Here is a 12,378-nt window from a genome sequence, read left to right as displayed (position 1 = left end):
ATGAGCACGGAAATCAAGACCGGTGCGATCGCGGCCGAACTCCACGCGATCGCCGACGCGGAGCCCTTCGTCACCCGCTTCCTCGTGCGCAATCTCCAGACCGGTGAAACCATCGGCCGTGGCGAGGGTGAGGAAACACCATCTGCCAGCACCCGCAAAACCTCGATCATGATGGCGGCGCTGAAGGCGGTGGCAGAAGGCCGGCTTCATCTTGACGAGCGCATCACCTACGAAGCACGGCTCGCCCAGGAAGTGGCGAGCGGCATGTTCCGCTACCTGACGCCTGGAATCGTCATTTCGCTGCGCGACGCGATCGTCGGCATGATGGTTCTGAGCGACAATGTCTGCACCAAGATGGTGTTCGAGCGGCTGACGCTTGAAGAGGTCGACGGCTATTGCAAGGCGCTCGGCATGGTGGGCACGCACCATCGCTTCCTCATTCCGCCGCTGGCGCTCAAACCCGATCATTCGCTGGCCGACGTCACGACGACGACGGCTGCCGACCAGGTGATGCTGCTGGAACTGATCCTCGCCGCCGAGCACGATGCCGCTGCTGCCGCCAGGCTTGGCATCACGGTCGAGCTCGCCGCCTTCGCTGTGCAGACGCTGAAGAACCAGGTTTTGCGCTATGGCATCCGCTCGCGGCTGCCCTTCGATACGGTCGTCGCCTGCAAGGGGGGGCGCGGCAAACGCGGCCGCATGGATGCCGGCGTCGTCTATCGCGACGGCAAGCCGCTCTATGCGATCGCCGCCTTCACCGACGGCGTACCCGCGCTGATGCCCGACGGCACGCCCGGCTACACCATCGCGCTCGAAACCATCGGCAAGCTGTCACAGGCCTGCTGGCGCGCCTTTTGAACCGACAACACCAACAATCAGAAAAGAGAGAGGAACCATGAAAACCATACTTCTTGCCGGAACCATGCTGATGAGCGCGATCGCGCTCGGCCATGCGCGTGACCTGACGGTCGCCCAGAGCTCGGACATCCGCAGCAACGAGCCCGGCGTCAACCGCGACGGCAACACCGACTCGGTGATCTTCCACATCGTCGAAGGTCTGGTCGGCTACGCCGAGAACGGCGAAGTGAAGCCGCTGCTCGCGAAAAGCTTCGAGGTTTCGCCCGATGGCCTGACCTATACGTTCAAGCTGCGAGACGACCTGAAGTTCCACAACGGTAAGGCGCTGACCGCGGAAGACGTGGTCTGGAACTGGAACCGCTACATGAAGCCGGAGACCAAGTGGACCTGCGCCGGCGACTTCGACGGCAGCAAGTCGATCAAGGTGACGAGCGTCGCCGCAGCCGACGCCTCCACCGTCACCATGAGTATCGAGAAGCCTTCGGCCGTCTTTCTCGGCCTGATGGCCCGGCCGGAATGCGGCTACACCGGCATCGTCTCCCAAGATTCCGTCGGCGCAGACGGCGCTTACACTGCGCCCATCGGCACCGGCCCGTTCAAGTGGGCGGAATGGAAGAAGGGCGAATATGTCCGGCTCGAAAAGAACGCCGACTACGTCTCACCCGCCAATGACGGCAAGCCCGATGGCATGGTCGGCTCGAAGCGGCCGCTCGTCGACGGCATCAAGTTCATGGTGATCCCGGACGCCTCGACCGTGAAGACCGGCCTGCTTTCGGGCGCGCTCGACACCGCCGAAGTCTCGGCCGATCTCATTGCCGAGTTCAAGGACAGCGACACGATGCAACTCATCGTCAAGCGCAACAACGGCAAGAACCTGCTTTACTTCCAGACCCGCGACAAGATCCTGAGCAACGTTGCGGTTCGCCGCGCGATGGCCGAAGCGCTCGACCTCGACCAGCTCGTCGCCGCTGTTTCCAACGGCACCGGCGAAGCCAACGCATCGATGGTCTCGGCCGACTCGATCTTCTACTCCGACGTCCAGAAGAAGAAGATCCCGATGGATCTCGAAAAAGCGAAGAAGAACCTGGCTGATGCCGGCTACAACGGCGAGCCGATCACCATCATCGCCAACAAGCGCGGCAACGTGCCGAGCTTCCCCGCTGCCGTCGTCGCCCAGGCGATGATGCAGCAGGTGGGCCTCAACGTGCAGATCGAAGTGCTCGACTATGCGACCCAGGTCGATCGCCGCCGCTCCGGCAACTATCAGGTGATCTCGCAGTCGGTGTCGCCGCGTCTCGATCCGGCGCTGATGTACAGCTTCTATGTCGGCAACAAGGACAAGAACGCCTCGCTGATGTGGGACAACCCGAAGGCGGTTGAACTGATGAAGGCAGCCTATGTCGAGGCCGACCAGGCCAAGCGCCAGGCGATCTTCGACGAGTTCCACCAGCTGATGCTCGACGAGGTCCCCGGCATCTTCATGTACGACATGGTCGACATCTGGGGCGCCACCAAGAAGCTGCACGGCCAGCCGGTCTGGCAGTCCAACACCCGCCTCTGGGAAGTGACGCTCGACGACTGATGCGGGCGTAGTCCTTTCTCTCCAGCGGATGGCGGCCGTTTGTCGCCCTCCGCACCTCCTTAGACAAAACTGCTGATGCGACCGCGCCCCGCGCCGTCGCAAAAGGATGATTGATGCCAAATCCAGCCGCCCGGACCGCCCTTGTCGACACGATCGAAGCGCTGAAGCCCGAATTCGCCGAAATGAGCGACGCGATCTGGGACCATGCGGAACTGAGTTTTCATGAGGAAAAGTCGGTAGCGACGCAGATCGCCATGCTGGAGAAGCATGGGTTTCGCGTGTCGCGCGGACTGGCGGACATCGATACCGCCTTCGTCGGCGAGAGCGGACAGGGCCTGCCGGTGATCGCCTTTCTTGGTGAGTTCGACGCGCTTGCGGGTCTGAGCCAGGTGGCCGGTGTCGCCGAGGCGAAAGCGCTCACTGAGGGCGGTACGGGCCATGGCTGCGGCCACAATCTGCTCGGCACGGGTTCGCTGCTCGCTGCCGTCGCGCTTGCCCGCTACCTCAAGGAAAACGACTTGCCGGGCACGGTGCGCTATTACGGCTGCCCCGGCGAGGAGGGCGGTTCCGGCAAGACCTTCATGGCACGCGCCGGCATCTTCGCTGATGTCGATACGGCGCTGACCTGGCACCCGGCACCCTTCAACGGCGTACGCTCGACCAACAATCTCGCCGTTCTTGAAATCTATTACCGCTTCAAGGGCGTCGCCGCGCACGCATCGAACGGTGCCCATCTCGGCCGCAGCGCGCTCGACGCGCTGGAACTGATGAATGTCGGCGTCAACTTCCTGAGGGAGCATATGCCGCAGGATTGCCGCGTGCACTATGCGATCACCGATGCCGGCGGCAAGGCGGCAAACGTCGTCCAGGCCCGCGCCGAGGCGCTCTATCTCGTGCGGGCGCCGCAGATGCCGGAGGCCTTGGCGCTCGCTGCCCGCATCGACAAGATCGCCAAGGGGGCGGCGATGATGACGGAGACCGAGGTCGAGATCGTCTTTGACCGGGCGGCGACCAATCTGCTGCCCAACATCGCGCTGGAAACGGCGATCCACGACAACATGGCGGCGCTCGGGCCGGTTCCCTTCGACGAGGCCGATATCGCCTTTGCCAAGGACATCCAGAAGACGCTGACGCAGGAAGCAATTTCGAGCAGCATCCGGCTTTACCAGATCAAGGGCGATGTTTTTGCGAACAGCCGCATGGACGGTTCGACCGGTCTGCATCTCGGCCTTCGCGATTTCGAGGGCCAGTCGCATTTCCGCGCCGGCTCGACCGATGTCGGCGACGTCAGCTGGATCACGCCGACCGCGCAATGCTGGGCGCCCGCCTGGGCGATCGGCACGGCGCCGCACACCTGGCAGGTGGTGGCGCAGGGCAAGAGCCCGGCCGCCCACAAGGCTTTCGCCCACGCGGCAAAATCACTGGCCACGACCGGCCTCGACCTGATCCTCGATGCCGATCTTTTGGCACGGGCAAAGGCCGAGTGGCGTGAAAAGACCGAGGGCAAGCCCTACCAATGCCCGATCCCGGATCATATCGGTCCGAAACTCTGAAATCATTTTTTCGATGCCTGCAAACGCCCGCGCCACCCCGCGGGCGTTTCGTTTTGTCGGCGTCCGGAACGTCTGCCCGGCGAGTGCACGCGCCTTTGAATGGCGCCAGACTCTTGACGCGAATCGCAGGCTCCGGCATCTCTGTTACGGAGTTTTCCGAATAAGTGCCGATTGGCCGTATTTGAATTGAATCTCTGTTAGCGTGATGTGGCGCCGTTGGGCCGCTGACGCGCGCAAGGAGTATGGCAGAATGAATATGACGGCAACCCAGGCAAGACAGGACGCGGGTCACTCCCAGGCACGCCGTCCGGCCGACGAAGCGATCGCGGCCGATGCCCGCGCGCTTTCCGAACAGTTGAAGGCGATGCGCGAGCGCCTGTTCGCGCCGACGGCGATGAAGACATTGCGCAGCTTCACCTCGGGCGAGGCGGCCAAGCTGATCGGCGTTTCTGACGGCTATCTGCGCCAGCTCTCGCTTGCGGGTGAAGGTCCGCAGCCCGATACCGGGCTTGGCGGCCGCCGCTCCTATTCACTCTCCGACATCAATGCGCTTCGCCGGCACTTGGCCGAACAGGCGCTTGCCAAGGGCAATGCCGCCAAGGCGCGCAGCTATCTCAAGTGGCGCGATGCGGAAGCGGGCGAACACCTGCAGGTGATCTCGGTCACCAACTTCAAGGGCGGCTCCGGCAAGACCACATCGTCGGTGCATATCGCGCAATATCTGGCGTTGACCGGCCACCGCGTGCTCGCCGTCGACCTCGACCCGCAGGCCTCGCTTTCGGCGCTTTTCGGTTACCAGCCGGAACTCGACCTTACCGGCAACGACACGCTCTATGGCGCGATCCGCTACGACGCCGAGGCGCGGCCGTTGAAGGACATCATCCGCAAGACCTATTTCGACGGCCTCGATCTCGTGCCGGGAAATCTCGAACTGCAGGAGTTCGAGCACACGACGCCGCAGGCACTGAGCGCCCGTCACAATGGCACGGACGCTGGTCCGCTGTTCTTCGCCCGCGTGCAGGCCGCCCTTGCGAGCGTCGCCGACGACTATGACGTCGTCATCATCGACTGCCCGCCGCAGCTCGGCTATCTGACGCTGTCAGCGCTCTGCGCCTCGACGTCCGTCGTCGTCACCGTGCATCCGCAGATGCTCGACGTCGCCTCGATGAACCAGTTTCTCTACATGACGTCGGACCTCCTGAGCGTCGTGCGCGAGGCCGGTGGCGAACTCAACTTCGACTTCCTGCGCTACCTCGTCACCCGCTTCGAGCCGAACGACGGGCCGCAGGCCCAGATTGTCGGCTTCATGCGTTCGCTCTTCGGCGACCGGGTGTTGACCTCGGCCATGGTGAAGTCCACCGCGGTTTCCGATGCCGGCCTGACGAAGCAGACGCTCTACGAGGTCGGACGCGAGAATTTTACCCGCGCCACCTATGACCGCGCGATCGAATCGCTGAACGCCGTCAACGGCGAGATCGAAACGCTCATTCACGCGGCCTGGGGGCGCTGACCGACATGGCTGGCAACCGCAAGAACGAACTGCGCGCACTCTTTTCCGGCAATGTCGCCCCGGCGGCGCCTGCCGCGGAAGCGGATGACAAGGCGCCCGCCGCACCAAGCGTGCAGCCGGCAAAGCCAGTCGTGGTCCCCGCCGCCCAGGCCGACGTGCCGCGGGCCGCCTCCGGCGCGATCAAGGCCATGGGGCTTTCGCTTGGGAGTATCACCCGCGAGGCGGAAGAGGCCCGCGCGCTGCGCGAGGCCCTGCATCAGGGCGAGCGCGTCGTCGAGCTTGATCCGGAGCTGATCGATGCGTCTTTCGTCGGCGACCGCCTGACCGACGGCGAGACCGACGATCCGGAATTCCTGGCGCTCGCCGACAGTATCCGCGACAGCGGCCAGCAGTCGCCGATCCTCGTGCGCCCGCACCCGCAGAAGCAAGGCCGCTACCAGACCGCCTACGGCCATCGTCGTCTCAATGCCGTGCGCAGCCTCGGCACCAAGGTCAAGGCCATCGTCCGGCCGCTGACTGACGACGAGCTGGTGCTGGCGCAGGGCAAGGAAAACGCCGAGCGGCGCAACCTGTCCTTCATCGAGCGTGCCATGTTTGCGTCGGCGCTCGCCGACCGCGGCTTCGACCGGAAGGTGATCGGCGAGGCGCTCGCCGTGCAGAAGAGCGAGCTGTCGCGCCTCCTGCAGGTGGCCGAAGGCGTGCCGCCGGCGATTGCCCGCGCGATCGGCCCGGCACCGAAGGTCGGCCGCGAACGCTGGATGGCCTTCGGCGCGCTGCTTGAGGACATGGTGACCGTCGAACTGGCGCAGGAGGAGTGCCGCTCGCGCCGCTTCCTCGAAGCCGAAAGCGACCAGCGGTTCCAGATCGTCTTCGCGCGCCTGTCGCGCAAACCGAAGCCGGACGCAGCGGCCAAGCCGGAGACGCTGGTCGACGCCGGCGGACGCGCCTTTGCCAAGCTCAAGCGCGACGGCAAGAATGCCCGCATCGAGTTCTCAGTCGATGTCGATCCAGCCTTCATCGACGAGGTCGTCGAACTGCTTGCCAAGCAGCATGCGGTGTTCGCGGCGGGCCGCGAAGGCTGAACGAAGTCTGCCCTTCTGAAAGTTCCAATCGGGCCTGCGTGACGCTCTCACGCAGGCCCGATTCGTTTTCCCGGCGGAGCCGATGGTAGGCCGCCGCGAGCATCCCCGTGCGATCGCCGCTGTCGCCCCCATCCAAGAAATATTTTCGGCCGTGTGAGGCCGGCGACGGGATGTCGCGGCGGCCTTGGGGCGTCGGGCATTGCCGTTGCATGGAGCCCACAGAAAGGCAGCAATCGACCACGGATCCCGGTTCGAAACGGGGCGTTGGAAGGGACTTGTTAACCTTCATTTCCTATCGCTTAGAAGGCCCCGCGGCGATGTCTCTAGCTCTTCCAGGACCCATGCGTATTCCCAGGACAAACTTCTCACAGGCTGCTTTGCATGATGCAAACCAGGCGGATTATTTCAATGGTCCGCAGGATGATGCGTTGAGCGGTATGCCCACCCATGAGGCGGAACCCGCCGACCCCTATCAGTTGTACGAGGCGCCGGCGGCGCCTCGCCGGCCGGCGAACCAGCAGGCTGAAACCACGAGCCGTGCGACCCGCCTCTATGGGCAGGGTTCCGCCTACGCTCCTGCACAGGTGACGTCGACGATGAGCGAACCCTTGCCGACCCTTTCGGAGATTGCCGGCCACTACGGCGATTCCACCTGGGAGAGCCATTTCTTCCTGGCGCCGAACGTGCGCTTCACCCGCACGCCCGAGCGCGAATTCATGAAGCGACGCGCGCCGCAGGTCGAAGAAGGCGAAACGGCAACCGAAGTCGAAGAGGCGATCGTCGCGGTGGCGGCGGAGCCTGCTCCGGTCTTGGTGGAAACCGTTGAGCCCGTCGCGACGGCCACGGTCGAGCCGGTACAGACGGAAGCTTCGGCCGTTGCTGCTGACGAGGCGCCGCTGGCCGAGGTCGCGCTGCCGTCCTACAGCCCGTCCGAACTGTTGCGCATGCTGACCAACCAGTTGCCCACTTGGACCGCCGCGCAAAACACGATCGAGCCGGCCATGCTCGCGCGTGTCGAAGCTCCGGCCGACGAGAGCGTAGCCCTTGCGCCCGTTCTGACGACGCAGATCGCCGTTTCCGCGCCGGTCGCCGAAGTCCAACCCGCGCCCGCTCAGGCAGGCGACGCTTCCGTCGATCAGGGCGCTGCGCATTCTGTCTTCCTGTCGGATTTCGCCTTCTTCGAATTCGGCCCGGCCGACGATGCTGAGGTTGCCGGTACGGAAGCCACCCATCCGAAGCCCTTTGTCGAGACGCCCGCCCCGACACCGATGACGCCTGTCGTCACTCCCGCTGCCTTTGCTGCCGTTGCGGTGACACCGCCAGCACCCGTGCGTCCGGTTGAAATCCGCCGTATGCCGCCGACGGCGATCACCTCGCTGTTCCGCGTTGTCGATGTCCGCGGCGCAAAGCCGGAGGATGTGCCAGCACAGCAACCGCCCGCCGCCGCCGCTGAGGCCGTTGCCGACGTTGCGCCAGCTCCGGTTGCCATGGCTGAAGAACCGGTGTCTGTGGCCGCCGCTGAAATCATTGACGTCGAACCGGTCGAAATCGAACAGCCGGCGCCGGTTGCCACGAAGGCGGCCATCACCATGCCGGCGCAGGTCACCCGCGCGCCCAGCAACATGCCGGCCATCGGCTCGACCGACCGCGCGCCGAGCGCCGACGGCTACGAGTTCCCATCCGAGGAACTGCTGCAGGAAGCGCCCGTCGGTCAGGGCTTCTTCATGACGCAGGAGCAGCTGGAACAGAATGCCGGCCTGCTCGAAAGCGTGCTCGAAGATTTCGGCGTCAAGGGTGAAATCATCCATGTTCGCCCCGGCCCGGTCGTCACGCTCTACGAATTCGAGCCGGCGCCCGGTGTGAAATCGTCGCGCGTCATCAACCTTGCCGACGATATCGCCCGCTCCATGTCGGCGCTTTCGGCCCGCGTCGCGGTCGTGCCCGGCCGCAACGTCATCGGTATCGAACTGCCGAATGCCACCCGCGAGACCGTCTATTTCCGCGAGCTGATCGAATCTGTCGATTTCCGCAAGACTGGCTACAAGCTGGCGCTTTGCCTGGGCAAGACGATCGGCGGCGAGCCTGTCATTGCAGAGCTTGCGAAGATGCCGCATCTGCTCGTCGCCGGCACCACCGGCTCGGGCAAGTCGGTCGCGATCAACACCATGATCCTGTCGCTGCTCTATCGGTTGAGCCCGGATCAGTGCCGCCTGATCATGGTCGATCCGAAGATGCTCGAACTCTCCGTCTATGACGGCATCCCGCATCTGCTCACCCCCGTCGTAACCGACCCCAAGAAGGCGGTCATGGCGCTGAAGTGGGCCGTGCGCGAGATGGAAGACCGCTACCGCAAGATGTCGCGGCTCGGTGTGCGCAATATCGACGGCTACAACCAGCGCGCTGCCGCTGCCCGTGAAAAGGGCGAACCGGTGATGTGCACGGTGCAGACCGGTTTCGAAAAGGGCACCGGCGAGCCGCTGTTCGAACAGCAGGAAATGGACCTGGCGCCGATGCCGTACATCGTCGTCATCGTCGACGAGATGGCCGACCTGATGATGGTCGCCGGCAAGGAAATCGAAGGCGCGATCCAGCGGCTGGCGCAGATGGCGCGTGCTGCCGGTATCCACCTGATCATGGCGACGCAGCGTCCTTCGGTCGATGTCATCACCGGCACGATCAAGGCGAACTTCCCGACCCGCATCTCGTTTCAGGTGACCTCGAAGATCGACAGCCGCACGATCCTTGGCGAGCAGGGTGCCGAACAGCTGCTCGGCCAGGGCGACATGCTGCACATGCAGGGCGGCGGACGTATCGCCCGTGTCCATGGCCCGTTCGTTTCGGATCTTGAGGTTGAACACGTCGTCGCACATCTGAAGACGCAGGGACGCCCGGAATACCTCGACACCGTCACGGCGGAAGAAGAGGAAGAAGAGCCGCAGGAAGAGTCCCCGGTCTTCGACAAGAGCGCGCTTGCGTCGGAAGACGGCAACGAACTTTACGACCAGGCCGTCAAGGTGGTCCTGCGCGACAAGAAGTGCTCGACCTCCTACATCCAGCGCCGCCTTGGCGTCGGCTACAACCGTGCTGCCTCGCTGGTCGAGCGCATGGAAAAGGAAGGCCTCGTCGGGTCGGCGAACCACGTCGGCAAGCGCGAGATCATCTACGGCAACCGCGACCATATGAGCGCGCCCGACAACGACGACATGGATTGATACCGGGCGTAGCCCAGGCCGGGATTTCGAGCCGTCGCTGACAGGTTGTTGGCGGCGGCTTTTCTATCTTCGAGTTGCTGTTAGTGTCGCCTGCGTCAGGAGCCGTCGTCGTGATGCTTCCGGCCCTAATGTCGCGCATGGGATGATCTGATCGGTGCAAGCAGTAAAGCATCGTCGCAATGAGACACCGATCTGGCCAAGCCTAACGCTTGCTCTCATCCTCCATGCGTTCGCCGTGTCGGTGCTTTTCCTCCTCCCGTCACCACGGCCACCTGTTCCGAGCCCGGACGAGGGGATCGCCGTTCAGATACTGGAATTGCCACCCCCACGCCCTGAGGTGGTGCAGCCCGTGCTCGGACCGCAAGATGCGCCGCCCGTCGCGCATTCCGTTCCGGAGACGGCGCCTGCCGCGGAAACAGCCACGCTACCGCCGGCTGCCCAGCCGATGGTGCAAGCGAAGCGGTTCTTCTCGGCGGCGATACTGGCTGATCCACGCAGCAGACAGGCGCTGGAAGGGCTGTCACAGCTCACCGCCGATGAACAGATTGTCCAGCTCTGCAATCTCGAGGCGATGGAGCAGGTTCATCGCTGGCGCGTTGACTTTACCCCCGACCTGCTCGTCGCCTACGCCACGTCGGATATCGTCTTGGTTGGGCGGAACCTCCGCGCCGATGGCGCCGCCTTTCGCAGCAAGGGGCGCTGGTTTAACATCAAATTTGGCTGCGCCGTGGCGCCGGATATCAAAAGCGTCGCCGCATTTGAGTTTCAGGTTGGTGACGAAATTCCGGAAAGTGAGTGGGAGGCAAATTTCCTCTCTGCCGGTGCCGAAGCCCACTGATCGTGGCCATGGCCGAAGTCCGCTCCCTGTGCACTTTGGTGAACGACCTGACGAGAAGCAGGCTGCGGAGCCGGATCAAGCCGGGGCGGTTCCACCTTTGGCGTGGCCTGTGCGGCAGCAGTGCTTGAGTTGCTTGCCAGATCCGCAGGGGCAGGGGTCGTTGCCGCGCAGTTGCAGGCGACCAACAAGCGGCAAGAGCGCTGCGGAGGGAAGGAGGCCCGCCATCAGGATTGCCAGCCTGGCGGAAATGCCGGGAATGACCAGCCGCCGGCGCGCCTTGAAGCCGCGCCAGGCGCATTTTGCCACGTATTCCGGAGTGGCTTTCGGGAGCGCCTTGAACAAGGCAGCCCTGTTGGCGCCGGATTTTTCGAGGAACTCGGTCGATACCGGTCCCGGCGCAACGCAGGTCACAGTTACGCCGGTCCTTCGCGTCTCCTGGTATAGCGCTTCGGAGAACGAACGAACGAAGGCTTTGCTCGCATAATACATTGCCATGTACGGGCCGGGCGTAAAACTCGCGACCGAGGCTAGATTGATGATGCCGCCGCGGCCGCGCGCGACCATGCCCGGCAACAGGTGCAAAGTAAGGGCCGCAAGCGCACGCACATTGACGTCGATCATTCCAATCTGGTCGGCAATCGGCAAAGCGGTCGCCGCGCCGCGCAGGCCATAGCCGGCACTGTTGACAAGAACGTCGCAGACGAGGCCTTCGCGCGAAAGAAATTCGTCGAGAATGCGCGCGGCATCGGGCGAGGCCAGATCGACCGGCAGGGAGAATGCCTCGCCGCCCGCCTGTCCGATCGCGGCCTGCACGACGTGCAAGCTTTCGATGGATCGCGCGACCAGAACGACCGGCGCGCCGTCTCGTGCGGCAAGTTCGGCAATTGCCCTGCCTATGCCCCGGGACGCTCCGACAACGACAATGGCGGGTCGTGGTGACTGCTGCGATGTCATGCCGATGGCTCCGGCGTAGCGATTGGCGGCTTGTCAACTTCGGAAAGGATCGCCACCTCGTCGGCGATCTCACCGTTCAATATTTCCTCGAAACGCGCCAGGGCTCGCGCGACATTGGCGCCGTCCATGACGCGGTGGTCATAGTGGATCCTGACCGTGACCGATCCGTCGTCACCGATCGGCCCATAGTTGAAGATGGTCGTCAAAGGCGTCAGCGGATTAAGCGACTCCGCACCCAGGCCGGAATAGACCGACAATTGGAAGGTGCCGAAGCGGTGGCCCCGCTGGCGCCCCATGTTCAGGCTGAGCCACATCAGCAGCCGCCGCAACGGTGCAGGCAGGCGTGCGATCTTCAACGCCCGCCGGAATTCCCTGATCTCGAGCACGGGGCGGGACCGGGCCTCCTGGAGCAGGGCGCTCAATTCGGCAAGGGACCGCCTCTCGGGTTGCTTGATCGTGCTGAGAAGGACGACCCGTTCGCCTTCGTGCTCGCGCTCGTGCGCCACGGACGCGATGCTTCCGGGATACTCATAGAGTTGCGGTCTCGGAAGCTTGACATAAGCCCGGCGAAACTCGGGCGTCTCCATCGAGAGTAACCCGTAACCCTTGAGAAATAACACCATCCACGAAGGCCGGTCAGGTCGGCCTGCCCGGGCTTTGTGCAACGCGCTGATGTCCATCTGCCGTTGCACCGTGACCCGCGGCACGCCGATGGAAAATCGCATCAGATCGCCGACGAGGCGTCGTGCGGCGGAAAGCTTGATCGGTCGGCCGCGCATAGTGCCACCT

Annotated in this window: 9 protein-coding genes; 7 read left to right on the top strand and 2 right to left on the bottom strand. The window is 64.0% G+C overall.

From position 1 onward, the window contains the following. The 7 genes from AC3WVQ_RS26920 (at position 1) to AC3WVQ_RS26890 (ending at position 10,635) form a co-directional block, all read left to right on the top strand. A complete protein-coding gene (locus AC3WVQ_RS26920) occupies positions 1-858 on the top strand; it encodes a serine hydrolase (RefSeq protein ID WP_492383244.1) in 858 nt (285 codons plus the stop codon). A gap of 37 nt (positions 859-895) precedes the next feature. After that, complete coding sequence (locus AC3WVQ_RS26915) at positions 896-2,440, top strand: ABC transporter substrate-binding protein (RefSeq protein WP_457578465.1); 1,545 nt, start codon at positions 896-898, stop codon at positions 2,438-2,440. A 113-nt stretch (positions 2,441-2,553) separates the two neighbouring features. Continuing rightward, positions 2,554-3,993, top strand: a complete 1,440-nt coding sequence (locus AC3WVQ_RS26910) for a M20 family metallopeptidase (protein ID WP_060581010.1) — start codon at positions 2,554-2,556, stop codon at positions 3,991-3,993. 250 nt (positions 3,994-4,243) lie between these two features. Continuing rightward, positions 4,244-5,503, top strand: coding sequence for a plasmid partitioning protein RepA (gene repA, locus AC3WVQ_RS26905; RefSeq protein ID WP_034805794.1), 1,260 nt, complete (start codon positions 4,244-4,246; stop codon positions 5,501-5,503). A 5-nt stretch (positions 5,504-5,508) separates the two neighbouring features. After that, positions 5,509-6,585, top strand: coding sequence for a plasmid partitioning protein RepB (gene repB / locus AC3WVQ_RS26900; RefSeq protein ID WP_034805797.1), 1,077 nt, complete (start codon positions 5,509-5,511; stop codon positions 6,583-6,585). A 341-nt stretch (positions 6,586-6,926) separates the two neighbouring features. Next, positions 6,927-9,797, top strand: a complete 2,871-nt coding sequence (locus AC3WVQ_RS26895) for a DNA translocase FtsK (RefSeq protein ID WP_457578464.1) — start codon at positions 6,927-6,929, stop codon at positions 9,795-9,797. A 154-nt stretch (positions 9,798-9,951) separates the two neighbouring features. Next, entirely contained in the window at positions 9,952-10,635 is a 684-nt protein-coding gene (locus AC3WVQ_RS26890) for a DUF930 domain-containing protein (RefSeq protein ID WP_348646568.1), read from the top strand. Positions 10,636-10,710: 75 nt separating this feature from the next. Here the strand turns inward: AC3WVQ_RS26890 and AC3WVQ_RS26885 are convergent, their stop codons facing one another. Both AC3WVQ_RS26885 and AC3WVQ_RS26880 read right to left on the bottom strand, forming a co-directional pair. Next, positions 10,711-11,589, bottom strand: a complete 879-nt coding sequence (locus AC3WVQ_RS26885; RefSeq protein WP_112975528.1) for an SDR family NAD(P)-dependent oxidoreductase — start codon at positions 11,587-11,589, stop codon at positions 10,711-10,713. Next, positions 11,586-12,368 carry a hypothetical protein gene (locus tag AC3WVQ_RS26880; protein WP_060644690.1) on the bottom strand — a complete coding sequence of 261 codons (783 nt, stop codon included), beginning with the start codon at positions 12,366-12,368 and terminating at the stop codon, positions 11,586-11,588. The genes AC3WVQ_RS26885 and AC3WVQ_RS26880 overlap by 4 nt, the downstream gene beginning before the upstream one ends. Positions 12,369-12,378: the final 10 nt, after the last annotated feature.

This window comes from Ensifer sp. EB106-05-01-XG146 (assembly GCF_058791875.1).
This window is presented reverse-complemented; position numbering and strand designations above follow the sequence as displayed.